Source organism: Dawidia cretensis, from assembly GCF_018598175.1.
Classification (GTDB): Bacteria; Bacteroidota; Bacteroidia; order Cytophagales; family Cyclobacteriaceae; genus Ohtaekwangia; species Ohtaekwangia cretensis.
In genome coordinates, this window is record NZ_JAHESE010000011.1 from 126,467 (window position 1) to 152,875 (window position 26,409).

Below are 26,409 nucleotides of genomic sequence, written 5' to 3' on the forward strand. Positions count from 1 at the left end.
CCTAGCCGCGACACTTGTCGAGCAGGTCGCTCAGCAGTTGGGCTTCGTCGTCTGACAAGGCAATGACGTGATCAAAGGCCTGTTGGTCTCTGTCTACGTCTGCCAGCAAGCCGAGGCCTTTGTCGGTAATGAGTACGTCCGCCGCGCGTTTGTCGGAGGGGCAGATCTTGCGTTCCACCAACTCTTTCGCTTCGAGGCGGTCGAGTAGCCGCGACACATCCGAGTTTTTATCCATCATGCGCATCTTAATGGCGGACGCCGAGATACTTTTGGGATGTTGGCCACGCAGGATGCGCAGGATGTTAAACTGCTGACTGGTGATGCCGTAGGGTTTCAGGAATTGTTGTTGAAGGTTGCCGATCCAGTTGGACGTGAAGATCAGGTTGATGACGGCCTTTTGATGGTAGTTCCGAAACTTGGGCTGGATGATCTCTTCTTCGATTTTCATAGTCAAGTGGGATAGTGTACTTAAAAAAAGGAAGAGTTACAGGACGCCGGCTTTTCCTTTTCCGGCAAGTTCTCACACGTACCGGCGTCCTGCAAGTTTTTTATAGACAGCTTACGCTGCTTTGTTCAATTCGATCTTGGCGGTAATCTCTACGTCGTCGCCAACGACCAGGCCACCCGCTTCTGTGGTTTTGCTCCACTTCAGGTTGTAGTCCTGACGGTTGATCTTGCCGTTTATTTTAAAGCCGGCTTTTTCACCACCAAATGCTTTTGCCGTGCCGCCGTATACCACATCGAGGGTTACCGGTTTGGTCACGTCACGAATGGTCAGGTTGCCTTTCAGTACGTACTTGGTGCCTTGCTTCACCAGGTTGCCTTTGAATTTGATCTCGGGATATTTCTCTGCGTTGAAGAAATCGTCTGACGCCAGGTGGCCATCGCGTTTTTCGTCTTCGGTGTTGACCGAAGCAACTTTCGCGGTGAACTCCACGTCGGCGCCGTTGAAGTCGGCTGCTTTGCTCACGACTTTTCCGTCAAACTCTTTAAAGTTACCGTCTACTTCAGATACTACTAAGTGGGCTACGCTAAAACCTACTTTTGAGTGGGGCTTGTCAATGTTCCAGGTGGTTTGTGCGAATGCAGTGCCGGCGAAGGCTACAGCGACCAATAAGGTGCTTACTTTTTTCATATGATATTTATGTTTTTTTGGTGTTGTCCCTATAACGCAAATAAGTAATTAGATGTTTAAACATCTAATTAATATTTTATAACACCTTGAAAATCAATCAATAAATTTCCTTCTTACCTTACTTTTCAGGTGTCAGGTCATGTTGACTAAGCATTAAGATAGAACTCTTTTGTGAGTTTACGGTAATATTCCGACCAATCCGTTCCCTGGTCGTAGAGCAAAATCTCGCCGGTACCAGGTGTTGTGCCGGAGGTCTTGCGCGAGAACTCCAGTAGCCATCGTTCGATGGGTTTCTCCTTGCGCGTGCGAAAGCTCCACTGCCGGGTACAATGTAGTCCCCGGCCGGCGGCCAGGGTAATAAACTGTAGCCCTTCGGCATGGGGTAATATGGTGTGAAATGTCCCGTCTTCTGTCAGGAGCGCCTCGACGGCATCTAACAGCTGCGGATAGGAGAGTGTGACGGTGTGACGAGATTGCGTACGGCGGAGGTCCGGCGATTCCTGACTTTGTATGAAGTACGGCGGGTTGGAAACAATCGCGTCGTATTTCATACCGGGCCGAAAGTCCTGGATGGCGGATGTATAGACATTCACCTTCGCCGGCCACGGCGAGGAGTCGACGTTCTCGCGGGCCAGCTCGGCCTCGGTGGCTTCGAGCTCGATCGCATCGATGACGACATCCGGGGCCGAGCGTTGTGCCAGCATGAGTGCGATGACACCCGAGCCGGTGCCGATGTCGAGTATATAGTGCGCCGCATCGATAGAAGCCCACGCGCCGAGCAGCACGCCGTCGGTTCCGACCTTCATCGCGGCTACGTCATGCCGCACGGAAAAGTGTTTGAAGTGAAAGTGTACTCCGCTTTTCGCCATAGCGTGAATATTCCTAATTTACAACGAAACATCCAATGGAAGAAAAAAATAATGCCGGGGAAAAAATCCGGTGGGGTATTCTCGGTTGCGGCAAGATCGCCCATAAGTTCGCCAACGACCTGAAGCTTGTCGATGATGCGGTGCTGGTAGCCGTGGCCGCGCGCGACGAAGCACGAGCCCGCACCTTTGCCTTGACGTATGGTGCTAACGACGTACACACTTCGTATGAAGCGCTGGCGTCCAGCCCGATGGTGGACGTAATCTACATTGCCACGCCGCACGGCTTTCACTTCGAGCATACCATGCTCTGTCTGCGCCATCGCAAAGCTGTTCTCTGCGAGAAGGCCTTTGCCTTAAACCGTGCTCAGGCGCGACATATGATCGATTATGCGCAGGCACAAGGTGTATTTTTGATGGAGGCATTTTGGACAAAGTTTTTGCCGCAGTATAGTAAGGTGCTGGAGATCATCCTGAGTGGTGTGCTGGGAGAGATACAATGGATTCAGGCGGCGTTTGGTTTTCGTCCGCAGCCACCCGTGGCCTCGCGGATATTCGACCCCGCTCTGGGCGGAGGCTCGTTGCTTGACATTGGCATTTATCCTGTATTCCTGGCGCAGGCAATCCTGGGGAAACCCGTAGCGATTCAAGCCATGGCGCGCTTGCATGAAACCGGGGTAGACGAGCAGTGTGTGATGTCGCTGAAGTTTGCACAGGGTGCGTTGGCATCGCTGTCGAGTACCATGACAGCAGAGACGCCCGTGGAGGCTGTCATTGTCGGCACGGAAGGGCGACTGATGTTAAAGAATCGTTTTCACAACGCTGTCAGTACACTCGAAGTAGCCATGGGCAAAGAAGACCCGAAGCCGGTGGAAGTTTACCGCGAGACAGGCTATGGTTATCAGTTTGAAGCACGCCATGTCAACCAATGCTTGCGGCAGGGGCGGATTGAAAGCCCCATCATGAAACACTCCGATAGCCTGGCGTTGCTGGAGACGCTGGATGCCATTCGAAAGGCGGCGGGTATACGGTATGACGTTGATATTGCTGACGAATCTACTGAACCGCTTTCATAACGGCGGCGGTCAGCTTGGGTAGGCTGAAGTTCCGGTTGTGTGTCACCCCCAGTCGTACAATCACCAGTTTCTTAGATGGGATGATCAGTACGGTATTTTCTTCGAAGCCATCGAATAAGATTGCTTCGTTGGGAAGTCCCTTATATTTCACGTTGGTCGAGTCGTTCACCGCGCCGCGGTTCAGCCAGATCTGTGCTCCGTATTCTTGCATCGGTGAGGTCGTGTTGGGTGTTGTGGAATACTTCACCCAGCCTGCCGGCAGGATGCGTTTGTTGTTCCAAACACCATCATTCAGGTATAGCATGCCCAGGCGAGCCCAGTCGCGTGCGCTGGCGTACGAGTAGGACGATGCCACGAATGTGCCCGAGGCGTCGGGCTCGATAATCGCGGTGTGCATGCCGAGCGGATAGAAGAGTTTCTCGAAGGGGAAGGCGTAGTATCCGTCGCCGGTCTTCTCGCGGATGATGCGCGAGAGGATATTGGTCGTGCCGCTGGAGTACTGAAAGACTGTGCCCGGTTCATGCTTCAACGGGCGGCTGGCAGCATAGGCTGCTTTGTCGTCGCTCTTGATAAACATGCTGTGGAAGTCAGCCGTAGGATTAAAATACGTCTCCGACCAGGCTAAGCCGCTGCTGGCTTGCAACAGGTTATTGATAGTAATGTTTTTCCGGTCGTCATGCTGCCATTCGGCCACGGGGGCGGGGTCTTCGGTGCCGATCTGTCCTTCTTTGACCAGGATGCCCACCAACGCATTGGTTATGCTTTTTGTCATCGACCATCCCATACAGCGGCTGTTGATGTCGTAGCCGTTGGCATATTTTTCGGCGATCAGCTCGTTGTTGTGAATCACTACGACGGCGTGGGTAAAGATCGGTTTGGCGGGATCGATGTCGACAAAGGCTTCGTCGACGGCTTGTTTGACGGCGGCGTAGTCTATATGGGCCGGCAAGGTGTCGCGGCGTATACGGTTACCGGTAGGCCAGTCTACCGTGTCGGGATCAAAGGGTGGGGGAGCGGGCAGCCTGACAGGCTGACGGCGTACGTCTGCTTCGGAACGCTCGGCCAGTAACGTACATCCCAATCCTTTGCGAAAGATAGCCTTGGCCGTACGGCCCAGCAGGGAGGCCGTCACGGTGGAGTCGGTGTGGTTGATGTCGAGGGGCAGGGATGCCAGCCCGGGAAACACCTGCAGCTCTTGCTGCACCACGCTCTCGGCTGTGCGGCCAGTGACGAATACGCATGAGCACATAGTTTTGGCGGCCATGCCGGTCATTACCGGCGGAAATGTGATGGCGAGATAGCCGATGACGGCCAGGATGATGAAGAGCAAGGAAAAGAGGACAATGCGTAGAATTCGTTTCATAACACGGTTAGTAGCGGACCAAGATACAAAATGCCCGCTTTTTGTATAATCTTGTGGCCAAAGCCATGAATGTTATGAAGTCGCGCAAGCACGTGCACGGTAAGAAGTGGGAGACCGTACGGGATTTCCTGAACGAGAAGGTCGATCAGTACAACCGTCCGGGGTTTATCGAGAACGACCCTGTGTCGATTCCGCATAGCTTTCGGCGTAAGCAAGACATCGAGATCGCGGGGCTTTTTGCCGCGGTGCTGGCCTGGGGGCAGCGCGTAACGATCATCAACAAGTGCTGGCAGTTGATGGGCATGATGGACAACGATCCCTATAAGTTCATTTTGAACCACAGCGAAAAAGATTTGCGACCGCTCATGGATTTTAAGCATCGCACGTTCAACACCACGGACACGCTGTACTTTGTGGAGGCATTGCGCTGGTATTATCAACAGCATACCTCGTTGGAGGATGCCTTTTATGTGCCTGGCGCCGAGACCATCGAGCTGGGGCTGAACCAGTTTCAGGAAATCTTCTTTAGTCTGGAAGATGCGCCCCGCCGCACACGCAAACACATACCCGCCCCGATACGGAAGTCAACCTGCAAACGATTGGCGATGTACCTTCGGTGGATGGTTCGACAGGATAATTGTGGTGTGGACTTCGGTGTGTGGAAGCGGATCACGCCGGCACAACTGGTATGTCCGTGCGACTTGCACGTAGACCGTACGGCGCGGCGACTGAAGTTGATTCGCAGGAAACAGACCGACTGGGAGACGGCACTTGAATTGACCGCGCATCTACGGGCCTTCGACGCGGCAGACCCCGTCAAATATGACTTTGCGCTGTTTGGCCTCGGTATTGAAGAGGGCTGGTCCAAGCAAGTTAAAGTGTAATAATAGACAGATCCCATAGGGTTATCTGAACACCATTTCAGGGCTGTACAGGCCCTATTATGTATTCATAATCATTCTAAATTGCACTTTTTTGAGCCGTGCTATCCATTCCGTTTATACCTTCGCACGCGTTGACAAAAGGTGCCGAAAATCATCGTTTGAAGTAAGATTTTCGATGACATTGATTGTGCAACGATTCAAATAAATTTGAAAAAATGAGTTCCGATAGTAGATTTGTGCCGCTTGTTTTGAAAACGGACACTGAACCTAACATGATTAAAAAATTTACTGCCTCCGCTTGCAAGTTCACCTTAGTTCTCGTTTTCGCATTACTCACCTTCTCTACAAACGCTCAAAGTATTTCTACTGAACCTGCCGCGATCAGCGCAGGGGAGTCGTTGTTTAATGCGAACTGTAAGGCTTGCCACCGCGTACATCAAAAATTGGTTGGTCCAGCATTGGCCGGCGTGTATGACCGTACACCCTCCATCGACTGGATCAAAGCGTTTGTAAAGAACTCTTCGAAGGTTATCGCCAGCGGAGATGATTATGCGAACAAGCTGTACAACGAATACAACAAGACGCAGATGACTGCCTTCTCGTCGTTCAAGGACGAGGACGTCATGAACATCCTGGCGTATGTAAAGGCTGAGACTGATAAAGGAGATACTCCGGTGCCAACACCCGGTGTCGAACCTGCCGGCGGTACTCCTGCCAGCGGCGCGTCGCTTCCAGCAACATACCTCAACGTCATCCTGATCGGTATGATCGTTATCCTGATACTGCTGCTCGTGGTGTTGGGCTTCCTGGTTTCCGCACTGAAGCGTTTCCTCGACGACAAGCAACTTTCAGAAGAAGACAAAGAAGAAGTATCCTCGACTATTACGGTAGGTTCCATCACACGCAGCCGCGGCTTCATCTTCGTGGTGGTGTTCCTGGTAGCGGGCTTAGGTTTCAAAGCGGTGATCAACAACCTGTTTGCAGTAGGCGTGCAGATTGGTTACGCACCGAAGCAGCCGATCGCCTTCTCGCACAAGATCCACGCGGGTCAGTTAGAGATCGACTGTAAATATTGTCACGTAGGGGTAACGAAAGGCAAGAGCGCCACGATCCCTTCGGTAAACATCTGTATGAACTGCCACAATCAGGTCAAGTCGGGAGCCACTACCGGTGAAGGCGAGATTGCAAAGATTGTGAAGGCATGGGAAACGAAGAAGCCGATCGAGTGGATCCGTATCCACAACCTGCCTGATCTGGCGTACTTCAATCACTCACAACACGTAAGCGTAGGCGGTGTGGAATGTCAGACCTGCCACGGACCGATTGAAACCATGGATGTTGTTCGTCAGCATTCCTTATTGACCATGGGCTGGTGTATTGATTGCCACCGGAAGACAGATGTCAATTCCAAGGGCAATGCGTACTACGACAACCTGGTCGAGCTCCACAGTCAGTCGAATAAGACGCCTATGAAAGTGGAAGACATTGGGGGCCTGGAGTGCTCGAAGTGTCACTATTAATATTATAAGGAACAAATACGATCAACGATTCGCGATAAACGATCTATGGAAGAGTCTAAGAAGATATATTGGAAAGGCATTGAGCAGTTAGCGAACCATCCAGCGTTTGTAAAGCACGCTCATAACGAATTTGCTCCGGGCCCTGAGCCGGAAGAAGATCCGGGCCACTCGCGCCGGGATTTCCTGAAGATGATGGGTTTCGGTATGTCAGCCGTGGCGTTGGCCGCGTGTGAGGCGCCGATCCGCAAAGCGATCCCATATATCAATAAACCCGCAGATCTGGACCCCAGCGTCCCGAACTATTACGCTTCTACCTATACTAATGGTGGTGACTACGCGAGCATCGTGGTGAAGACCCGCGAAGGTCGCCCGATCAAGATCGACGGCAACGCGCTGTCGTCTGTAACCCGTGGTGGCACAAGCGCACAAGTAGAGGCTTCTGTACTCTCTTTGTATGACAACGCCCGCCTGCGCGGCCCCAAGATTGGCAAGGACAAAATCAGCTGGGAAGATCTTGATAAACAAGTTATTGCCAAGCTGAAAAGCATTGCCGCCCAAGGTGGTCAGATCCGCGTCGTCAGCAACACCATCCTAAGCCCAAGCACGAAAGCGGCCATCGAGAAGTTCAAGGCTGCTTATCCGACTACGCAAGTAGTACAGTACGATCAGACTTCTGCCTTTGGTATTGTGAAAGCAAACGAAGAGTCTTTTGGCGCTGCCATCGTACCGTCATACGATTTTAGCAAAGCAAAAACGATCGTAGGTGTAGCCGCTGACTTTATTGGCAGCTGGATATCGCCCATCGAATTCACCAAACAATATGCACTGACGCGTGAGGTGACAGAAGACAAACGCGAAATGTCCCGTCACTATCATTTCGAGTCGATCATGTCGATCACCGGTGCGAACGCTGACTACCGCGTACAGATTAAACCTTCGGAAGAAGGTGCTGTCGTGATTCAGTTGTATAACCTGATCGCCGCGAAAGCGGGTCGCGCGGCTATAACGGGTGGGGTAGACAAGCCACACCTGGCGAAAGCTGCTGAAGAGCTGTGGAAAAACAAAGGTGCGGCATTGGTGGTAGCGGGCTCAAACGACAAGGCTATCCAGGTGATCGTAAACGCGATCAACGATATGCTCGGCAGCTACGGCACGACGATCAACACGGCCCTGCCGGTGAATTATCGTCAAGGTGACGACCTGGCCATGGCCAACTTTGTAAACGAACTGGAAGGCGGCAAGATCGATGTCGTTATTTTCTATAACTGTAACCCGGTATACGATCATCCGAGCGGCGAGAAGATCGCTAACGCCTTGAAAGCGCTGGCGCTTTCTGTAGCGACAGCCTACAAAGAAGAAGAAACCGGTACACTTGTCAACTACCTCGCGCCTGACCACCACTTCCTCGAAGCGTGGAACGACGCCGAGCCGAAACCTGGCCATTACAGCCTTGGACAGCCTGCCATCACGCCGATCTTCAAGTCGCGTGCGGCACAAGAGAGCTTCCTGGTATGGGCGGGCGAAACCGATGTTGATTACTTCGAAGTATTAAAGAATAACTGGAAGAGCTGGTTCTACACAGGCCAAACCCTGGATTATCAAAGCTTCTGGGATAAATGCCTGTACGACGGCGTATTCGAAAAGCCGGCTACATTGATGGCCACGGCGCCTACCTTTGGCGGCAACGTATCGGCGGCAGCTTCTGCTATTGCCAGCAACTACAAGACGAGCCAGTGGGAGCTTGTGATCTACGAAAGCGGCAACATCGGCAACGGCTCACAAGCCAATAACCCGCTGCTGCAAGAGCTTCCGGACCCGATCACCAAGACTACCTGGGATCACTACGTGACTGTATCGCCGAAAGATGCGAACGGCATCGACTTCTCGGAAAGCATCACCAAATACTACCTGGTAACGGCCAACGGCAAGACGGTAAAACTGCCGCTGCTGGTACAACCGGGTCAAACACCAGGCACGATCGGTATCCCGTTGGGTTACGGCCGTACGAAGGCTGGTAAAGTAGCCGACGGTATCGGTGCGAACGTGTATCCGATCGTAACGCTGGTGAACGGCTCGTTGAGCTACAACGCGGTGGACGTGAAGTTCGAGGCTACTACTGAAACCTATCAGATCGCACAGACCCAGACGCACAACACGTACATGGGCCGCGAGACAGTCGTACAAGAAACCATTCTCGAAGAGTTCAAGGACAAACATTGGGAGCGCGAGTTTCAACCTTCGGTTGCTACCTGGACCCAAGAAGATCACAAAGCCAAGCCGGACGAGCTGTCGATGTGGAAAGGCCACGAATACAAAGACCACCACTGGGCAATGTCTATCGACCTGAACACCTGTACAGGTTGTGCTGCCTGCGTGGTTGCCTGTAACGTAGAAAATAACGTGTCGATGGTGGGCCGTGAAGAGGTGATCAACCGTCGCGAAATGCACTGGTTGCGCATCGACCGCTATTATAGCAGCGACGCTCCGGCCGACGATTGGGCTGGTGTGGAAGTTGCGGCAGAAAACCCGGAGGTTGTGTTCCAGCCGATGCTTTGCCAGCACTGTAACAACGCACCTTGCGAAACGGTATGTCCGGTGGCGGCTACTACCCATAGCACGGAAGGTCTGAACCAAATGACCTACAACCGTTGTATCGGTACCCGCTATTGCGCAAACAACTGCCCGTATAAAGTCCGTCGTTTCAACTGGTTCAAATACCACGACAACAAACAGTTCGAGGTAGCGAACCCGGCCATGAACACCGACCTCGGCAAGATGGTCCTGAATCCGGATGTGACGGTACGTTCACGTGGTGTAATGGAGAAATGCTCGTTCTGCGTGCAGCGTATCCAAGGCGGCAAGCTTACCGCGAAGAAAGAGAAACGCTCTATGAAAGATGGTGACGTTGATACCGCTTGTGCGGCCGCCTGTTCGACTGGCGCGATTGTCTTCGGTGACATCAACAACCCGGAAAGCAGAATCTCTAAGCTTCTCAAGATCAAGAAGGATCCCAAGCGCCCGAACTCAATCGACAAGGTTGCTGAGAACCCGCGCGCTTACCGCGTGATCGAGGAGATCGGCGTGAAGCCGAACATCTGGTACCTGACGAAAGTACGGAATAAAGACAGCGCGAAAGCGTAGTCGTTAGGTAACGACAACATAGGAGTGAGTAAAAGAAAACGGAAAACTTTTTAGATAAATGCAAGTTTTTTCATCAGTTCGCGATCCCCTGGTAACCGGCGGGAAAACCGTAGGAGATGTTTCGCACGATATCTCCCGGCACGTAGAAAACAAGCCGCCTCGTTCATGGTGGCTGGCGTTTGCTATTTCCCTCGTGGTACTGTGCTACGGTCTTTATTGCGTGTGCACTGTACTGTGGAACGGTATCGGTGTATGGGGATTGAATAAAACAGTAGGGTGGGCCTGGGATATCACCAACTTCGTGTGGTGGGTTGGTATCGGTCACGCCGGTACGCTGATCTCGGCGATCCTCTTGCTGTTCCGTCAGAAGTGGAGAATGTCCATCAACCGTGCTGCGGAGGCGATGACGATCTTCGCCGTTATTTGCGCGGCCACTTTCCCATTGATCCACATGGGCCGTCTCTGGCTCGGCTTCTATTGGGCGCTGCCGCTGCCCAACGCTTTCGGTTCACTTTGGGCGAACTTTAACTCGCCGCTGCTGTGGGACGTATTTGCGATCTCGACATATTTCACGGTATCGCTTGTATTCTGGTATATCGGTCTGATTCCTGACTTCGCTACCATCCGCGACCGCGCGGTGGCACAAGGCAGCATGGTTCGTGCGCAGATTTACAATGCCATGAGCTTCGGCTGGCAAGGTGGCGCCAAGACCTGGATGCGCTACGAAGCTGTAGCCCTGATCCTGGCCGGTCTTTCTACACCGCTCGTACTTTCGGTTCACACGATCGTATCCATGGACTTTGCAACGTCGGTTATCCCCGGCTGGCACACGACAATCTTCCCGCCGTACTTCGTTGCGGGAGCGATCTTCTCAGGCTTCGCGATGGTATTGACACTGTTGCTCATTACCCGCGTTGTATTTAAACTGGAAGACTATATTACCATCTACCACATCGAGCTGATGAACATCATCATCATCGTTACCGGTTCCGTGGTAGGTATCGCGTATATCACCGAGCTGTTCATCTCCTGGTACTCAGGTGTTGAATACGAAGGATATGCTTTCTACAACCGCGTACAAGGCCCTTATGCCTGGTCATACTGGTCGATGATGACGTGTAACGTAATCTCTCCGCAGCTGTTCTGGGTCAAAAAGATCCGTACCAGCATCGTGGCTACGTTCGTACTGTCGATCGTCGTGAACATCGGTATGTGGTTCGAGCGTTTCGTGATCATCGTAACCTCGCTGCACCGTGACTACGTACCGTCGAGCTGGACATACTTCCATCCGACTATGTACGATATTGGTGAGTACCTGTTTACCTTCGGTTTGTTCTTCACGGCGTTCCTGCTGTTTGCGAAATTCTTCCCGGTTATCAACATGGCCGAAGTGAAAAGCATTGTGAAAACAGACTCTGAAAAAGTATCGCATTAAGCCTTAAATGATCTAGTAGAAAATGAATGCAGATAAGAACTTTTTAGTAGGCGTATTCAACGATGAGGTAGTCCTGCTGGACGGCATCCAGAAGGTACGCACGAGCGGATTGAAGATACACGACGTATTTTCACCGTTCCCGGTGCACGGCATTGACGGTGCTCTCGGGCTGAAGCCTTCGCGCCTGCCGCGCGCAGCCTTTCTGTTCGGCCTGACCGGTACGACCCTGGCCCTTACCATGCAGATCTGGATGCTGGGTTACGACTGGCCAATGATTATCGGTGGTAAGAACTTTGCGTCCCTGCCTCCCTTTATTCCGGTTACGTTCGAGCTGACGGTACTGCTGTCGGCCCTGGGCATGGTGGCGACATTCATGATCATCAGCGACCTGAAGCCGTACAAATGGCCTCGTCAGTTCGACATCCGCAGCACAAACGACAAGCACGTGATGGCGATCGACCTGGCGCTGAACAGCGGCAAGAGCAAAGACGAGATTGCCCGCATCCTGCGCGATGCCGGTGCTTCTGAAGTGAATGAAAAGAATTTTGAATAATCATAGTATACTAACCATGCGTTTTGTAAAAACCTTGTTTGTGGGAATGTCTGCCGCCATGCTTCTGGCTTCATGTGGAGCGGGTGGAGACAACCAGGGGTTGGAATATGCCCCCAACATGTATCACTCAGTAGCCTATGAGCCCTATACCCAAATCGTTGACGAAGATGCCGGACGTTGGGTAACGTCGATCGAGTATCCGGACGGTCACGCCGAGTACTTCAACTCGAATAAATTGAACGGTAAATATCGCATGAACTTGCGCGAGCCTGCGGCCAATACCGTGCCTCGTAACAAGCAAGGCTGGTTGCCGTACCGCCTGGGCAAGGACAGCCTGGCGTTTGCGGCCGCTACGCAGAAGAACCCGCTGGACTCTACGGCGGCGATCGTGGGCGAAGGCAAAGTGCTGTATGAAATGTACTGCGACCACTGCCACGGTCCGAAAGGCGAAGGCAACGGTAAGGTTGCCGACAAGTATGCCGGTGTTCCGAACTACAAGTCTGACGCGTTGAAGAACATCAGCGAGGGACACATCTTCCACGTTATCACCATGGGTAAAGGCCTGATGTGGTCACACGCGTCACAAGTGAGTGTAGAGGAGCGTTGGAAGATTGCCAAGTATGTCAAGACGCTGCAGAAATAGTAGGGTAGAAGCAAGAGAATCAAAACAGAGAACCGACCACGGATAACGATAAAACAATGGCTCATCATCACGTAGAAGTTGCTGACGAACAGTATGTATTCAGACCGGAGACCAAGCGGAAGCTTTTTTACCTGCTCTTTGCAGGTATCCTGCTCTTCGCCATCGGCCTCGTGTCTGCAATCACCCAAGAAGGTAAAGGTGGGCACCACGAAGAGGGGCACCACGGAGCTCTACACACCGAGAAGATGGTCGCCAGCAACGACCATGGCGCGGCCGCTTCCCAAGATCATGGCCACGATGCCCATGCCGCCGGCGAGCATCACGAAACGGCAACCTGGCTGAAGCGGTTGTATACCTCGCTGTGGCAGAACAACATCTTCTTCGTAGGCCTCGGTATAATCGGTTTGTTTTTCGTAGCCATTCAATACGCTGCCATGGCAGGCTGGTCGGCCGGCGTGAAGCGTATTCCCCTGGCGATGGGCACCTGGATTCCGATCGCCGGTATTCTGACCCTCGTGCTCTGGTTCCTGACCAGCCACGACATCTTCCATTGGACACATAGCTACCTGTATGATCAGGCAGGTGCGCAATTCGATAAGCTTATCAACAAAAAAGCACCGTTCTTCTTCTGGCCCCTGGCCGGTGGTACTTTTCCGCTCTTCTTCATCGCCCGTATGGTCATCTTCTTTGGTCTGTGGTATTATTTCCTGACCAAGATCAGAAAAAACATGATGGACGAAGATCTCGATGCGTCGACAACTTACTGGTATAAAAACCGTGTAGTTTCTACTGTATTCCTGATCATCTTCGGCGTGAGCTCGTCGGTCGCGGCGTGGGACTGGGTTATGAGCATCGATACACACTGGTTCTCGACCATGTTCGGTTGGTACGTATTCGCCAGCTGGTGGGTAACCGGTTTGGCGGCTATCACTCTGATCGTTGCCAGCCTGAAGTCGGCCGGCTACCTGAAAGTGGTGAACGCCAACCACCTGCACGACCTGGGTAAATTCTGCTTTGCTTTCTCGATCTTCTGGACCTATATCTGGTTTGCTCAGTTCCTGCTGATCTACTACGCCAACATTCCTGAAGAAACTGTCTATTTCATTGAGCGTATGAAAAACAGCCCTTATAGCTGGATCTTCTATCTCAACCTGATCCTGAATTTTGTTCTCCCGTTCCTGCTTTTCATGACACGCGAATCGAAACGTCAACTGTCTATGCTGAAGCTGGTTTGCCCGATCATTATCGTTGGACATTGGTTTGATTTCTTCAACATGGTAACGCCGGGTGTTATGAAGCACGACGGTGGCGTTGGTCTCCTGGAGATTGGCACCTTCCTGATCTTCACGGCAGCATACCTGTTCGTGGTTCTGGGAAGCCTGACAAAATTGCCGCTGGTCGGCAAGAACCATCCGATGTTACAAGAAAGCCTTGGTCACCACATTTAATTTATAGAAAGCGCTATGATGAGTTTGATTATTGTTCTGGGTGTTGTTCTGGTCCTCGGAATTTTATTCCTGATCTTCCGGATAAGCACTTTAGTAGGCATCGCGAAGGGAAAGAAGGCGGAGTTAGTAAGTCCCAACAATGGGATACACGCTGTACTCTTCGTTGTCTTCCTCGTAGGGAGTCTGGCACTTTTCTTCTGGTATTCGATTACCCGTTTCCATCTGTATACATTGCCGATTGCTTCTGTGCACGGCAAGGAGACCGATAGACTTTTCTGGATTACGATGGCCATCACCGTAATCGCGTTCGTGATCATTTCGATCATCATGTTCGTGTTCCTTTACCAATATCGCTACAACCCGGAGCGTCGTGCGAAGTTCTTCCCGGACAACCATTACCTGGAGCTTACCTGGACAATCATCCCGGCCATTGTACTGGCCCTGCTGATCTTCACCGGCCTGCGTACCTGGAACGATATCACCGGCCCTGCCTCGAAAGATGCTGAGGTGATCGAGCTGATCGCGCAGCAGTTTGCCTGGACGGCCCGTTACCCGGGTGTGAAAGACAAGTCGCTGGGTAAAGTGAACTATAAGCTGATCGACGCGGTAAACGAATTTGGTTTGGACCTGAGCGACAAGAATTCGTTCGACGACTTCAAGTCGTTGGAACTGCACTTGCCGGTAGGGCAGGAGGTTCTCCTGAAGATCCGAGCGAAAGATGTTATTCACAGCGTTTTCCTGCCGCACTTCCGCGTGAAGATGGATGCTGTGCCCGGTATGCCTACACAGTTTAAATTCAAGGCGACCAAGACTACGGAGCAAATGCGCGACGAGCTCGGCAATCCGAATTTCAATTATGAACTGGCCTGTACAGAGATCTGCGGTCGTGGACACTTCTCGATGAAGATGTCAGTGATCGTAGAAGAGCAGGAGGCCTACGAGCGTTGGAAGGCTTCACAAGAGGCCTGGCTGAAACAAAACCCCGATTACCTGAACAAGGTGCCGGCGGAATTGAAGGAGGCCGCTATGATCAAAGCCGGTATGCAGGCTGACCCCGGCGCCGGTGTAGCGGTAGTGAAAGAATAAGAAGCAGTTTTCCAATCAAGATTTATCAACGACATGGCAACAACCGATATCCACCTTCACCAAGACGTACACCACCACGACGATGGTCACGATCACGACCACGAGCATCACGGTGGTAACTTCTGGACTACGTATATCTTCAGCGAAGATCACAAAATCATCGGTAAGCAATTCCTCATCACCGGTATCTTCTGGGCACTGTTGGGAGGTACGCTTTCGGTAATCTTCCGTCTGCAGCTCGGTTTCCCCGACATGAACCTGGATTGGCTGAAGCCGGTCCTGGGCGGCTGGATCACTCCCGAAGGTAAGCTCGATCCTGAGTTTTACCTGGCGTTGGTGACAATGCACGGTACCATCATGGTGTTCTTTGTACTGACCGCCGGTTTGAGCGGTACGTTCTCGAACTTCCTCATTCCGCTGCAGATTGGTGCACGCGATATGGCCTCTGGTTTTATGAACATGCTGTCATACTGGTTCTTCTTTGCTTCCAGCGTGATCATGTTCACTTCCCTGTTCCTCGAAACCGGCCCTGCGGCAGGTGGTTGGACAGTATATCCTCCGTTGAGCGCCCTGCCGCAAGCCATTAAGGGCTCCGGCCTGGGTATGACCCTGTGGCTGGTGGCAATGGCGTTGTTCATCGTGAGCTCGCTGTTGGGAAGTATCAACTACATTTCGACTGTGATCAACATGCGTACGCGGGGTATGTCGTTTACCCGGTTGCCGCTGACGATCTGGGCCTTCTTCTTCACGGCCATCATCGGGATTCTGTCGTTCCCCGTATTGTTTGCTGCTGCGTTGCTGCTGATCTTCGATCGTAGCTTTGGTACCAGCTTCTATTTATCAGACATTTACATCGGTGGTGAGGCCCTCGCACACGACGGCGGTAGCCCCGTATTGTTCCAGCACTTGTTCTGGTTCCTCGGTCACCCCGAGGTATATATCGTATTGTTGCCCGCGCTGGGTCTCTCGTCTGAGATCATCGCAACCAACTCGCGCAAGCCTATCTTCGGCTACAAGGCCATGATCGGTTCCATGCTTTTCATCGCCATCCTGTCGTTCATCGTATGGGCACACCATATGTTCGTAACGGGTATGAACCCCTTCCTGGGCTCGATCTTCATGCTGTTGACGCTGATTATCGCGGTACCTTCGGCGGTTAAGATCTTCAACTATGTAACAACACTGTGGAAGGGTAACATCATCTTTACGCCGGGCATGCTGTTCTCGATCGGTCTGGTGTCGTTCTTCCTGACAGGGGGTATCACCGGTATCTTCCTGGGTAACTCGGCGATCGACATTCAGCTGCACGATACATACTTTGTCGTAGCCCACTTCCACCTGGTAATGGGTAGCGCTTCGTTCTTCGGTATGCTGGCGGGTATTTACCACTGGTTCCCGAAGATGTTCGGTCGCATGATGAACGATCGCCTGGGTCACATTCACTTCTGGATCACATTTGTCGGTGTATACATGGTGTTCTTCCCGATGCACTACATTGGTATCGCCGGCTTCCCGAGAAGATATTACTCCTGGACAAACTTCGAGACCTTCAGCGGTTTCGCGGACCTGAACATGCTGGTGTCTGTCGCGGCTGTCCTGACGCTGGCGGCCCAGTTCATCTTCCTGTTCAACTTCTTCTACAGCATCTGGCGTGGTCGTTTGGCTCCGGCCAACCCGTGGAACTCCAACACGCTGGAGTGGACTACACCGCGCAACCCCGGTCACGGCAACTGGCCTGGTGAGATCCCTGCGGTGTACCGCTGGCCTTATGACTACAGCAAGCCGGGCGCGAAGGATGACTTCATCCCGCAGACCATACCGTTCTCGGAAACGCCGGAATCCAACCTTCCGCACGAAACCGAGTTGATTAAGCTGGAAAGCACCTCCGGAGATGACATCATCGTCCAGGGCGGCAAGCTGGAAGGCAACCATTAACAGATATTTATAGCAGGGTTCCAGGCTCCGCAGGGAAAGGTGGCAACATCTTACCGCAGCCTGGAACCCTGAGCTTTTTAAAACGATTCATGAGGTCCTTTCGAAGGCTAACGATTTCTACGCTGATCGCCGTCTATGTGCTGATCCTGGTCGGCGGTGTCGTGCGCAGCACCGGTTCGGGCATGGGTTGCCCCGATTGGCCGAAATGTTTTGGCCAGTGGGTACCGCCTACGTCCGTCGAGTCGTTGCCAGACAACTACAAGGAGATCTATGCCGCCCACCGCGAAAAGAAAAACCAGCGGTTTGCGAAGTATCTGCACCTCATCGGCATGGATGAAACGGCCGACAAGATTCTGAAAGATCCCACCGTCTTACAAGAAGCCGACTTTAATCCCACCAAGACGATGATCGAGTATCTCAACCGTCTTACCGGTGTGATCATTGGTTTCCTGATCCTGGCGGTTTTTATTTCGTCCATTCGCTTTCGGCGTACGGAGCCGCGGCTTACGACTGTATCGCTGCTGTCGTTTTTGCTCGTATGTTTTCAGGGTTGGATTGGCTCGTTTGTCGTATCGACAAATCTGACGCCGTGGACGATTACCGTGCACATGTTCCTGGCGCTGCTCCTGGTAGCAATGTTGTTTTACCTGGTACACCGCGCCAGCTACGCCACCATGATTGACTCGTCTACGGGCTTCTGGTGGCTGCTGGCCTGCATGGGGGTACTGTTGGTACAGGTGCTGTTGGGCACGCAAGTGCGCGAAGCCCTCGACGAAGTGGCCACGTATGCGGTGCGCGAGCAGTGGATCGCGAACCTCGGCGATGCTTTTATTCTACACCGTTCGTTCTCGTGGATTGTGCTTCTGCTGCATGTCGGATTAATCCTGAAATTGCGCAAAACTGACGGGGCAAAAGCTTTCCTGCTTACCCTAATCGTGCTAATTTTGGGCACCATTTTAACGGGTGTCAGCATGGCCTGGTTTGCTGTGCCGCCGTATCTTCAGCCGGTGCATTTGTTGCTGGCGTCGCTTACGTTCGGACTCCAGTTCATGTTGCTACTAAAGCTCAATAGAAAAGAAAAACCTGTAGCTGCGCTATCATGATTGCCGGACAAACGCATTCACTTCCAGGAGCGACTCTCGCGGGGGCCAAAGCCCGGGCGTATTGGGAGCTGTTGAAGTTCAGACTTTCCTTTTTGGTGTCTTTCTCCTGCGCGTTTGGGTATGTGCTGGCGTCACCGCAGATCAACTGGTTTACCCTGGCGATGGTCTTCACCGGTGGGTTCCTGTTGTCGGGTGCGTCTGTGACGATCAACCAAATTATCGAGAAAGACCTCGACAAGCTCATGACCCGCACGCTGGTGCGCCCGCTTCCCACGGAGCGGCTATCGGTTCAGGAAGCTACTGTCTTTTCCATCCTTTGCCTGCTAGCCGGCATTTCATTACTGATCGCCTTCACCAATCCCTTGACTACCGCACTGTCGATTCTGTCGATGGTGCTGTATAGCTTTGTTTATACACCGCTAAAACGTGTCGGGCCGATTGCTGTATTCGTCGGTGCCATTCCGGGCGCCCTGCCACCACTGTTAGGCTGGACGGCCGCCACGGGCGCCATTTCACACGAGGCACTCATCATCTTTGGTATACAATTTATTTGGCAGTTCCCGCACTTCTGGGCCATCGCCTGGGTAGCGGATGAAGACTATAAAAAGGCCGGCTTTAAGCTGCTGCCTTCCGGCGGTCAGAAAGATCTGAACACCGCCATTCAGATCATGATCTATACCATGTTCCTGATCCCGATGGGCCTGCTGCCGGCAACGTTCGGCATTACGGGTACACTGTCGGCTATCGTGGCCACGGTATGCGGTGTATTGTTCTTTGCACAGACCTTTTCACTGATGCGTTCGGGCGACCGCAAGGCCGCGCTGAAGATCATGTTCGGTTCGTTTTTGTATTTGCCGATCGTACAGATCGCATACTTGTTAGATAAACTTTGAGAGAGGGGAGGAATACGTATGGCAGTAGATATTAAGATCGTAGAAGAGGCCCGGGAGCCGAGGTCGATGAATCCGAGGAAGTTCGGGTTGTGGCTCTTTATGGCTACCGTGGTGATGCTTTTTGGTGCATGGACCAGCGCCTACATTGTGAAGCGCGGTGACATGGGATGGTCGGAGATTATTCTGCCGGACATGTTCTGGGTAAATACCGTCATTGTTCTGGCCAGCAGTGTACCCATGATCTGGGCTGTACGGGCAGCCAGGCAAGACAAGACCGAGCAGGTGAAACTTGCTCTCGGCGTGACGACTATCCTGGGGATCGCCTTTGTGGTGGGCCAGTTTATGGCATTCTCCCAGATGGTTGGCTTCCACGAACATTTTACCGGCGGAGCAGTTTCTCATTCCTTTGTATATGTATTGAGTGGTGCCCACGGGCTACACTTGATCAGCGGAGTAGTGGTGCTGGCCATTGTATTGAATGCCGCCATGCGGGGACGCGTACACAAGGACAATATGAACACACTCGAAATGTGTGCTACGTACTGGCACTTTTTGGGCGTTCTTTGGCTATATTTGTTCGTCTTTCTGTTGCTGAATAAGTAGCAAGGAGAGCGGGAAACGCAGTATTTAACCAACAGAAGATAACTTTAAACCTGAAAATTTAACTTAGAATATGGCAAGTACCTCAGTAGCAACGGCTCCGGGACGGAGCGCCTGGGATGGCGGAGTATCACCCATGGGCGCCAGCTATGGCAAACTCATGATGTGGTTCTTTCTGCTGTCGGATGCTTTTACGTTTTCCGCACTGCTCATTACCTACGGCATGGTTCGCTCTGCGCACCAGGTGTACACAGGCACCGTTGAAGCATTTAAATTTTCAGCATCGTACTGGCCCATTCCCGAAAAAGTATTCGAAGCAGTACCCTTCCTGCACGGCGTGGAATTGCCCCTCGTGTTTGTGGGGATCATGACCTTTATCCTCATCATGAGCTCGGTCACCATGGTACTGGCAGTAGAAGCCGGTCACCGCATGGATCGCGTAGCCGTTGAGAAATGGATGTTGTGGACGATCCTTGGCGGCCTTACCTTCCTGGGTTGCCAGGCATGGGAGTGGTCACACTTTATCCACGGTGCAGAAGCCGGCGCTGCCGTAGCAGACGGTACGACGTACTTCGGTGCCAGCCTGACACATAACCAGTACGGTCCGCGCGACTTTGCGGCCTTCTTCTTCTTCATCACCGGTTTCCACGGTACGCACGTGTTCTCGGGCGTGGTGTTGAACTTCCTCATCTACTACAATACCGTAATGGGTGTATACGACCGTCGTGGTCACTATGAAATGGTGGAGAAAGTAGGCCTTTACTGGCACTTTGTAGACCTGGTGTGGGTATTTGTATTTACCTTCTTCTACCTGGTATAATTCCGATCGATCAACGTCCTATATAACTGAATAGACATGGCACATTCTGAAGAAACTACACATGTTACCGTAATCCCTCCGGATGCAGCGAAGATTAAAAAGCTGTGGATGACCGCGGGTATCCTGTTGGTGATCACACTCCTGGAGTTTACCGTAGCCTTCACCGTTCCACACGAATACAAAGACGTGCGCGTATGGATCTTCATCATCATGACAATCGTGAAAGCAGCCTATATCGTGGGCGAGTTTATGCACCTTCGCTACGAAGCAAAGATCCTGATGTGGTCGATCCTCATTCCGCTGGTATTTGTCGTATGGATGCTGGTAGCCTTTATTTATGAAGGCACACAGATCTCCGTAGCACGGTTCTTCCACTAACATGAAAGAATAGTATACAACGGAAGGCTTAGGTTCAACACTTAAGCCTTCTGTTTTTTCACGAAAGGGAGGAAGATCGTCATGAAAGGAAAAGGGATATTATTGCTGATAGCACTGGTGCTGCCGACCGGTATTTTTGTGTTTTTGAAATACTTCGGCAGGAACGAATTCGCGGTAGAACCGCTGTACCAGGTGGCACCGAAAGAGGGGGTGGCCACCGAATGTGGGGCTGTAAATTTCCCTTACCATGTGCCCGATAGTGCTTTGCAGAAATACGTACAAATGGGCAAAGACAGTATGGTGTTACTTGCGGTGGGGGAATTGAACAAAGAAAGCAGCAATCAGCTAAAACGGGTTGAAGAAGAGTTTGGTGATATATCTTTTATCCGAAGGTTGATGACCAACCAGACCCCACTAAACAGAACGCTGCGAAAGTGTGTGTTTCTGTTGCCTGAATCTTCTAATCTGGTGCTGATAGACAAAGAAGGCACCATCCGGGGGCAATACAACGCGAGCGATCGCGAAGACATCGACAGAATGCTAACCGAACTAACCATTATTTTTAAAAAATATTGATCTCTTATGGAACACGTGATTGAAGTGGAGCAGAAGAAAGAGCCATACAAGAAATTGATCATAGCATTGTCCGTGATCATTCCGATCGCTGTAGCAGTGCTGTTCGGTGTGAAGGTGCCTGGGTACGACCTGTCGTTCCTGCCGCCGATCTATGCGAGCATGAATGGTATCACCGCCGTATTGTTGATCGCCGCGGTAGTGGCGATTAAGAATGGCAAACGCGTGTTGCACGAGCGCCTGATCAAGATCTGCATGCTCTGCTCGGCATTGTTCCTGGTGATGTATGTATTGTACCACATGACGAGCGACTCTACGCCGTATGGTGGCACCGGCCCTATCCGCTATGTATACTTCGGTATTCTGATCTCGCACATTCTGCTGTCGGTGATTGTGATCCCGTTCGTACTGTTTTCGTATGTACGCGCACTGTCGGGTAACTTTGCCCGTCACCGGAAGCTGGCTAAGGTAACTTTTCCGATCTGGCTGTATGTCGCCGTGACCGGCGTGATCGTTTATTTAATGATTAGTCCGTATTATCCTCAACACTAAAAGAGGCCGTATGAAAAAGCTTATCATCCTTTTCTTCTTTACCGTGGCAGGTGGCCTGCACGAAGTAGCTGCGCAGTGCGCCATGTGCCGCACGACGCTGGAAAACAACTTCTCCAATGGGCACGCGGGCATTGCCGCGGGTATCAACACCGGCATATTGTACCTGCTTTGCATTCCGTATCTGGCGGTTGGCATTTTAGGATATCTGTGGTATAAATCAAGCCGAAATGGCGGAAAAGAGCTCACTGACAGCATTACTGCAGGGTAACTGCCCCCGTTGCCGCGAAGGCAAAATCTTTACCTGGTCCATTTTGGAAAAGCCAGGAAAGTTTAACGCGATGAACGAGTTCTGCCCGCATTGCGGCGTGCGCCTGGAACCCGAGCCGGGTTTTTATCAAGGTGCCATGTACGTGGGCTATGGTTTTACGGTGGGACTCCTGGTGGCCTTCAGTATTATCTTCTTTCTTTTCTTTCCCGATAAGTCCGAGTGGTTTCACATCGGTGTATTCATCGGCATCATGGTGCTGTTTATACCGTTGAACTACCGCTATTCGCGTATCTTGTATCTCTACCTCTTTGGCGGCATTGGTTACGATCCATCCAAAAAATAGCGCATGGGCGCATGGATTGGCACGCTGTTGGTGGTTAATTTAGGAGAATGAGATCCGGCATCGTAAAACTTATTATTGCCTTCGTTGTATTTCTCGTCGCCGGGTTGGTATCGGTCTACACGTCGAACCAGTCAGACACGCGCTCGACAACCGAGCGACTGTCGGCACGACTGGCGCGTGCCGTGGAGAATACCGGGCTGGAGCTGGCCGAGGTAGATGCACGGTGGCAGCGCGACTCGGTGCTCGCGGCCCCCAAAGACTCCTATCGCTCTTTCTTCTTATATAACAACGGCCAGGTAGTAGCCTGGACGGATAATTCCTTTGTGCCCACGTATGCCTCGGTGTCTGATACATTTTTGATCAAACTGCTTAAGGCCGGCAACAGTGACTACCTGGCGCAAAAGCGCAACCGGCCGGATGGCAGCGTTCTGATCGGCATCGTGCCGCTGTACCGCCGCTATGCCATCACCAATAATTATCTAAACGCCTCGTGGAATACGCGTCTGTTCCCCAACGGCAACGTAACGATTCTGGAGCCTTCGGCGCCGACGGGCATTCCGGTTTGTATACAAGGTCATTGCCCGTTTAAGGTCAACTTTCCCGACGGGCTTCCCGCATACCAGCGCACCCGTGTGGCCGCGGTTATTTTGTTAGCCCTGGCAATGCTGATGTTGTATCTTTTGTTGTACCAGCTAGCAGTATATATACCCTATGGCGAAGTGGCCGTGGCGTTGTTATACCTGGCATTTTTAGGCATACGACAAGCGATGGTACATTTTAATTTCCCGGCGACAATCCTTGCCTCCGATGCGTTTAATCCACAGGTCTTTGCTTCCGACTCCCTCAATGCTTCTCTGGGCGATCTCGTGCTGAACGAGCTGTCGCTCTTAGTCGTCTGTGTATTTGTCTTCCGGCAGTATGTGCGGTTCAAGGGGGCGCAGTGGCGCTTCCGGTATAAAGCATTTGCGTGGCTCTGGAATGTAGTGTGTGCGCTTTGCGTGTTGTTCGCGCTGCTGTTTCCGTTTGTGGTAATTCAGACTTTATACAACAACTCGTCGCTATCGCTCGATATTGCGCAGCTGATACAACCCGATGCCATGAAGCTCATGGCGTTTACAGCCGTGCTGCTATCGGGTATCTGCACATTCTATTTTGCCCATGCTTTTATTCGGTTGCTGGCCGCCGAGCGTAACCGGCTGCGGCTGATCTTATCGTTCCTGGTGGCCGTGGCGATCTTTGCGGGCATCAACACACTGACGGGGCAGGAGTTTCGTTCGACAATCGTTACCACGATAATCTACGTAACAGTGGTGTATAGTCTGCGGTTGTATGCCAGCCTCCGGCGACTGGGATTTGCCACGTTTGCCTATTTATTCATCGCCGTGTTTGTACTGGCGGCCAATGGCGCGTATACGTTGCAGTATTTCGCCGAGAAGGAGAAGATCGAACACCAGTTCCGCTTTGCGGCTGACTTCCTCATCGAGCGCGACTACTTTGGTGAATATTTACTCGCCGAAACGGCCAACGACATTGCCCAGGACGTATTCATTCAAACGCGGTTAGGCAGTCCGTTCCTGAGTCGCGATGCGATCCGGCAGAAGATCCGGCAGGTGTTTATGCCGGTCTACTTTAATAAATACGATGTCGACATCTATCTCTTCAGCACCGCCGGTGAACCGCTGTCCAATTATGCGCCGGTAACATTCTCGGAGCTGCTGGCCCAATACAACCAGGATGCTTACCGGACGGACTACGCAGGTGTGTATTACGTCAGCGATCCGACCAGCGATGCGGCCCAACAATACCTGGTGCGCGTCCCCATCCGCCGCAACGGCACCATCGTGGGATATGTGGTGTTGGAGCTGTCGTTGAAAAAGGTCATTCCCGAGAGCGTCTATCCCGAGCTGCTCGTAGACAAACGCATCCAACAGTTCTATGAAAACCAGGAGCTGAGCTATGCCGTGCTCGCGGGCAATCGCATTTTGTATACTTCCGGCAACTACAACTACGACCAGCAATTTGACATTGCCTGGCTCGGAAGCCCCGAGATCCACCAGACCGGTATCGAGATCGATGGTTATGATCACATTGCCCAGGAAGACTCGAACGGACGCGTAGCAGTGGTCACATCCCAGCACGAGCCGTGGATGGCCCGCTTTGCCGACTTCTCCTTTCTCATGACACTGGGGCTCATGCTCATCCTGATCTTTATTGTCGTGCAGGGCGTTGTTAATTATATACAAGGCGATAAGTTGTACTTCTCTGCGCGCATTCAGCTGTTGCTGAACGCCTCGTTCTTCCTGCCGTTGATCATTGTCAGCGTCGTGACCTTGCAGCTGATCAGCCGCTCGTCGCAAAACCAACTGAACGAAGAATACCTCAGCAAGGCTCGCAGCGTAGGGCAGCAGCTGGCAGGTTTCCTGAGCGATGCGGCGGAAGGCACAGGAGAAAGCGGTGTTGGCTTCGAGAACCAGGTCGCCAGCCTGGCCGCACTGGCTAACCTCGACGTAAATGTCTATACACCCGACGGGCAGTTGCGGGCCACCAGTCAGCCGTTGATTGTCGAGAACGACATCGTCTCGCACTATATGAACCCCCAGGCCTGGCAGAAAGTAAAAGCGGGTGAACGTCTCTTTATTGAGCAGGAGCAGATCGGTTCGCTGGAGTACTCGGTGTCGTATGCGGCGCTCAAGTCGCCTGTGACCGGTGAGCTTACCGGCATCCTCGGGATTCCATTCTTCCGTTCGGCTGCCTCGCTGGAGAAAGTGCAGATAAACATTCTCGCCACCATCCTGAACATCTTCACCATCATCTTCATGGCACTGGTGGTGCTGGCGTACTTTGTATCGAAGTGGCTGACGTTCCCGTTGGAGTTTATCACGCAGTCGCTGCGCAAGACGTCGCTGACCAAAACCAACCAGCCGCTGGTATGGCGGTCGGACGATGAGATCGGCATGATGGTGAAAGAGTATAATCAAATGCTCTACAATCTCAGCGAAAGCAAGGCCGAATTGGAGCAGACACAACGCGAGCGCACCTGGCGGGAAATCGCCCAGCAGGTAGCGCACGAAATCAAGAACCCGCTTACACCCATGAAGCTGACACTGCAACAACTGGAGCGCTCGGTGCAAGGCGGAACAGCATCACCCGAAAAGACCGGCAAGGCTGTGTCGAGTTTGCTCACCCAGGTAGATACGTTGAATGATATAGCCTCGTCGTTTAGCGCTTTTGCCAAAATGCCCGAGCCGGTCAACACCCGTTTCGAGCTGATGAGCCTCGTACGGCGCATCGTAGATTTACATAGCCACTCCGGTGTCATCCATTTCCGCGAGCCATTCAAGGAAGTCTTTGTGGTAGGAGACGAGGCCCTGCTGGGGCGGACTTTCTCGAATATAATATTGAATGCCTTTCAGGCCGCGCGCTTTTCCGAGCCGGTAAGCGTCCACGTAAGCCTGCAGAAAACCGACGCCGGTATCGTGATTACCTTCCAGGACAACGGCAAGGGCATCGAGCCGGAAGTCGCGGACCGCATCTTCTTCCCCCACTTTACCACCAAGCAGTCGGGGTCGGGTCTCGGCCTGGCCATTGCCAAGCAGGCCATCGAGCAGATGAAGGGGCGTATTTGGTTTGAGACCGAGCTCGGCCGGGGCACGACCTTTTTTATCGAATTGCCTGTCTCCCAGGTCTAGTCTGATAAAACGAGAGACCCCCTTTGTAACTTTTCAAAAAAACATCGGTACCTTCTGTGCAACCCGGCGTGGCCTGGGCTGTCATTGTCACATTGCATCAAAACG

24 protein-coding genes are annotated in these 26,409 nt (G+C 52.3%); 20 read left to right on the forward strand and 4 right to left on the reverse strand.

The window, feature by feature from the left end:
* Position 1 precedes the first annotated feature (1 nt).
* From KK062_RS13285 to KK062_RS13295, 3 genes are all read right to left on the reverse strand, one after another.
* Positions 2-448: a MarR family winged helix-turn-helix transcriptional regulator gene (locus tag KK062_RS13285; RefSeq protein ID WP_254084792.1), complete on the reverse strand. Its 447-nt coding sequence runs from the start codon at positions 446-448 to the stop codon at positions 2-4.
* 111 nt (positions 449-559) lie between these two features.
* Positions 560-1,135, reverse strand: coding sequence for a YceI family protein (locus KK062_RS13290; protein ID WP_254084793.1), 576 nt, complete (start codon positions 1,133-1,135; stop codon positions 560-562).
* Positions 1,136-1,281: 146 nt separating this feature from the next.
* Positions 1,282-2,004, reverse strand: a complete 723-nt coding sequence (locus KK062_RS13295) for a tRNA1(Val) (adenine(37)-N6)-methyltransferase (protein ID WP_254084794.1) — start codon at positions 2,002-2,004, stop codon at positions 1,282-1,284.
* A 35-nt stretch (positions 2,005-2,039) separates the two neighbouring features.
* Here KK062_RS13295 and KK062_RS13300 point away from each other — a divergent pair, with 35 nt between their 5' ends.
* A complete protein-coding gene (locus KK062_RS13300) occupies positions 2,040-3,077 on the forward strand; it encodes a Gfo/Idh/MocA family protein (protein ID WP_254084795.1) in 1,038 nt (345 codons plus the stop codon).
* On the opposite strand, the gene KK062_RS13305 is transcribed toward KK062_RS13300, so the two are convergent.
* Positions 3,058-4,440 carry a serine hydrolase domain-containing protein gene (locus tag KK062_RS13305; RefSeq protein WP_254084796.1) on the reverse strand — a complete coding sequence of 461 codons (1,383 nt, stop codon included), beginning with the start codon at positions 4,438-4,440 and terminating at the stop codon, positions 3,058-3,060. The two genes, KK062_RS13300 and KK062_RS13305, sit on opposite strands and share 20 nt — an antisense overlap.
* Positions 4,441-4,514: 74 nt before the next feature.
* Here KK062_RS13305 and KK062_RS13310 point away from each other — a divergent pair, with 74 nt between their 5' ends.
* From KK062_RS13310 to KK062_RS13400, 19 genes are all read left to right on the forward strand, one after another.
* On the forward strand, positions 4,515-5,324 hold the full coding sequence (locus KK062_RS13310) for a TIGR02757 family protein (RefSeq protein ID WP_254084797.1): 810 nt from the start codon (positions 4,515-4,517) through the stop codon (positions 5,322-5,324).
* Positions 5,325-5,596: 272 nt separating this feature from the next.
* Complete coding sequence (locus KK062_RS13315) at positions 5,597-6,844, forward strand: c-type cytochrome (protein WP_254084798.1); 1,248 nt, start codon at positions 5,597-5,599, stop codon at positions 6,842-6,844.
* Between the two features lie 45 nt (positions 6,845-6,889).
* Positions 6,890-9,985 carry a TAT-variant-translocated molybdopterin oxidoreductase gene (locus KK062_RS13320; protein ID WP_254084799.1) on the forward strand — a complete coding sequence of 1,032 codons (3,096 nt, stop codon included), beginning with the start codon at positions 6,890-6,892 and terminating at the stop codon, positions 9,983-9,985.
* Positions 9,986-10,043: 58 nt separating this feature from the next.
* Complete coding sequence (gene nrfD, locus KK062_RS13325; RefSeq protein ID WP_254084800.1) at positions 10,044-11,420, forward strand: NrfD/PsrC family molybdoenzyme membrane anchor subunit; 1,377 nt, start codon at positions 10,044-10,046, stop codon at positions 11,418-11,420.
* A gap of 22 nt (positions 11,421-11,442) precedes the next feature.
* Entirely contained in the window at positions 11,443-11,973 is a 531-nt protein-coding gene (locus KK062_RS13330; protein WP_254084801.1) for a DUF3341 domain-containing protein, read from the forward strand.
* A 16-nt stretch (positions 11,974-11,989) separates the two neighbouring features.
* Positions 11,990-12,616, forward strand: coding sequence for a c-type cytochrome (locus KK062_RS13335; RefSeq protein WP_254084802.1), 627 nt, complete (start codon positions 11,990-11,992; stop codon positions 12,614-12,616).
* Positions 12,617-12,672: 56 nt separating this feature from the next.
* A complete protein-coding gene (locus KK062_RS13340) occupies positions 12,673-14,064 on the forward strand; it encodes a quinol:cytochrome C oxidoreductase (RefSeq protein WP_254084803.1) in 1,392 nt (463 codons plus the stop codon).
* A gap of 15 nt (positions 14,065-14,079) precedes the next feature.
* Complete coding sequence (locus tag KK062_RS13345; protein WP_254084804.1) at positions 14,080-15,150, forward strand: cytochrome c oxidase subunit II; 1,071 nt, start codon at positions 14,080-14,082, stop codon at positions 15,148-15,150.
* A gap of 33 nt (positions 15,151-15,183) precedes the next feature.
* Entirely contained in the window at positions 15,184-17,085 is a 1,902-nt protein-coding gene (locus KK062_RS13350; protein ID WP_254084805.1) for a cytochrome c oxidase subunit I, read from the forward strand.
* A gap of 89 nt (positions 17,086-17,174) precedes the next feature.
* Positions 17,175-18,188, forward strand: a complete 1,014-nt coding sequence (locus KK062_RS13355) for a COX15/CtaA family protein (protein WP_254084806.1) — start codon at positions 17,175-17,177, stop codon at positions 18,186-18,188.
* A complete protein-coding gene (gene cyoE, locus KK062_RS13360; RefSeq protein WP_254084807.1) occupies positions 18,185-19,081 on the forward strand; it encodes a heme o synthase in 897 nt (298 codons plus the stop codon). The genes KK062_RS13355 and cyoE overlap by 4 nt, the downstream gene beginning before the upstream one ends.
* Before the next feature lie 18 nt (positions 19,082-19,099).
* Positions 19,100-19,684 (forward strand): cytochrome c oxidase subunit 3, encoded by a 585-nt coding sequence (locus KK062_RS13365; protein ID WP_254084808.1) that lies wholly within the window; start codon positions 19,100-19,102, stop codon positions 19,682-19,684.
* 70 nt (positions 19,685-19,754) lie between these two features.
* A complete protein-coding gene (locus KK062_RS13370; RefSeq protein WP_254084809.1) occupies positions 19,755-20,501 on the forward strand; it encodes a cytochrome c oxidase subunit 3 in 747 nt (248 codons plus the stop codon).
* Between the two features lie 36 nt (positions 20,502-20,537).
* Complete coding sequence (locus KK062_RS13375) at positions 20,538-20,879, forward strand: cytochrome C oxidase subunit IV family protein (RefSeq protein ID WP_254084810.1); 342 nt, start codon at positions 20,538-20,540, stop codon at positions 20,877-20,879.
* Positions 20,880-20,960: 81 nt separating this feature from the next.
* Positions 20,961-21,455: a hypothetical protein gene (locus KK062_RS13380; RefSeq protein ID WP_254084811.1), complete on the forward strand. Its 495-nt coding sequence runs from the start codon at positions 20,961-20,963 to the stop codon at positions 21,453-21,455.
* 6 nt (positions 21,456-21,461) lie between these two features.
* Positions 21,462-22,004: a DUF420 domain-containing protein gene (locus KK062_RS13385; RefSeq protein WP_254084812.1), complete on the forward strand. Its 543-nt coding sequence runs from the start codon at positions 21,462-21,464 to the stop codon at positions 22,002-22,004.
* Positions 22,005-22,014: 10 nt separating this feature from the next.
* On the forward strand, positions 22,015-22,272 hold the full coding sequence (locus KK062_RS13390) for a hypothetical protein (RefSeq protein WP_254084813.1): 258 nt from the start codon (positions 22,015-22,017) through the stop codon (positions 22,270-22,272).
* Positions 22,232-22,615 carry a DUF983 domain-containing protein gene (locus KK062_RS13395; protein WP_254084814.1) on the forward strand — a complete coding sequence of 128 codons (384 nt, stop codon included), beginning with the start codon at positions 22,232-22,234 and terminating at the stop codon, positions 22,613-22,615. Before KK062_RS13390 ends, KK062_RS13395 begins: the two co-directional genes overlap by 41 nt.
* A 47-nt stretch (positions 22,616-22,662) precedes the next feature.
* Complete coding sequence (locus KK062_RS13400; protein WP_254084815.1) at positions 22,663-26,304, forward strand: sensor histidine kinase; 3,642 nt, start codon at positions 22,663-22,665, stop codon at positions 26,302-26,304.
* Positions 26,305-26,409: the final 105 nt, after the last annotated feature.

Excerpts from the sequence above, each read along its gene's own strand:
- KK062_RS13285 (WP_254084792.1), bottom strand. The coding sequence starts at position 448 with ATGAAAATCGAAGAAGAGATCATCCAGCCCAAGTTTCGGAACTACCAT.
- KK062_RS13290 (WP_254084793.1), bottom strand. The coding sequence starts at position 1,135 with ATGAAAAAAGTAAGCACCTTATTGGTCGCTGTAGCCTTCGCCGGCACT.
- KK062_RS13295 (WP_254084794.1), bottom strand. The coding sequence starts at position 2,004 with ATGGCGAAAAGCGGAGTACACTTTCACTTCAAACACTTTTCCGTGCGG.
- KK062_RS13300 (WP_254084795.1), top strand. The coding sequence starts at position 2,040 with ATGGAAGAAAAAAATAATGCCGGGGAAAAAATCCGGTGGGGTATTCTC.
- KK062_RS13305 (WP_254084796.1), bottom strand. The coding sequence starts at position 4,440 with ATGAAACGAATTCTACGCATTGTCCTCTTTTCCTTGCTCTTCATCATC.
- KK062_RS13310 (WP_254084797.1), top strand. The coding sequence starts at position 4,515 with ATGAAGTCGCGCAAGCACGTGCACGGTAAGAAGTGGGAGACCGTACGG.
- KK062_RS13315 (WP_254084798.1), top strand. The coding sequence starts at position 5,597 with ATGATTAAAAAATTTACTGCCTCCGCTTGCAAGTTCACCTTAGTTCTC.
- KK062_RS13320 (WP_254084799.1), top strand. The coding sequence starts at position 6,890 with ATGGAAGAGTCTAAGAAGATATATTGGAAAGGCATTGAGCAGTTAGCG.
- nrfD (WP_254084800.1), top strand. The coding sequence starts at position 10,044 with ATGCAAGTTTTTTCATCAGTTCGCGATCCCCTGGTAACCGGCGGGAAA.
- KK062_RS13330 (WP_254084801.1), top strand. The coding sequence starts at position 11,443 with ATGAATGCAGATAAGAACTTTTTAGTAGGCGTATTCAACGATGAGGTA.
- KK062_RS13335 (WP_254084802.1), top strand. The coding sequence starts at position 11,990 with ATGCGTTTTGTAAAAACCTTGTTTGTGGGAATGTCTGCCGCCATGCTT.
- KK062_RS13340 (WP_254084803.1), top strand. The coding sequence starts at position 12,673 with ATGGCTCATCATCACGTAGAAGTTGCTGACGAACAGTATGTATTCAGA.
- KK062_RS13345 (WP_254084804.1), top strand. The coding sequence starts at position 14,080 with ATGATGAGTTTGATTATTGTTCTGGGTGTTGTTCTGGTCCTCGGAATT.
- KK062_RS13350 (WP_254084805.1), top strand. The coding sequence starts at position 15,184 with ATGGCAACAACCGATATCCACCTTCACCAAGACGTACACCACCACGAC.
- KK062_RS13355 (WP_254084806.1), top strand. The coding sequence starts at position 17,175 with ATGAGGTCCTTTCGAAGGCTAACGATTTCTACGCTGATCGCCGTCTAT.
- cyoE (WP_254084807.1), top strand. The coding sequence starts at position 18,185 with ATGATTGCCGGACAAACGCATTCACTTCCAGGAGCGACTCTCGCGGGG.
- KK062_RS13365 (WP_254084808.1), top strand. The coding sequence starts at position 19,100 with ATGGCAGTAGATATTAAGATCGTAGAAGAGGCCCGGGAGCCGAGGTCG.
- KK062_RS13370 (WP_254084809.1), top strand. The coding sequence starts at position 19,755 with ATGGCAAGTACCTCAGTAGCAACGGCTCCGGGACGGAGCGCCTGGGAT.
- KK062_RS13375 (WP_254084810.1), top strand. The coding sequence starts at position 20,538 with ATGGCACATTCTGAAGAAACTACACATGTTACCGTAATCCCTCCGGAT.
- KK062_RS13380 (WP_254084811.1), top strand. The coding sequence starts at position 20,961 with ATGAAAGGAAAAGGGATATTATTGCTGATAGCACTGGTGCTGCCGACC.
- KK062_RS13385 (WP_254084812.1), top strand. The coding sequence starts at position 21,462 with ATGGAACACGTGATTGAAGTGGAGCAGAAGAAAGAGCCATACAAGAAA.
- KK062_RS13390 (WP_254084813.1), top strand. The coding sequence starts at position 22,015 with ATGAAAAAGCTTATCATCCTTTTCTTCTTTACCGTGGCAGGTGGCCTG.
- KK062_RS13395 (WP_254084814.1), top strand. The coding sequence starts at position 22,232 with ATGGCGGAAAAGAGCTCACTGACAGCATTACTGCAGGGTAACTGCCCC.
- KK062_RS13400 (WP_254084815.1), top strand. The coding sequence starts at position 22,663 with ATGAGATCCGGCATCGTAAAACTTATTATTGCCTTCGTTGTATTTCTC.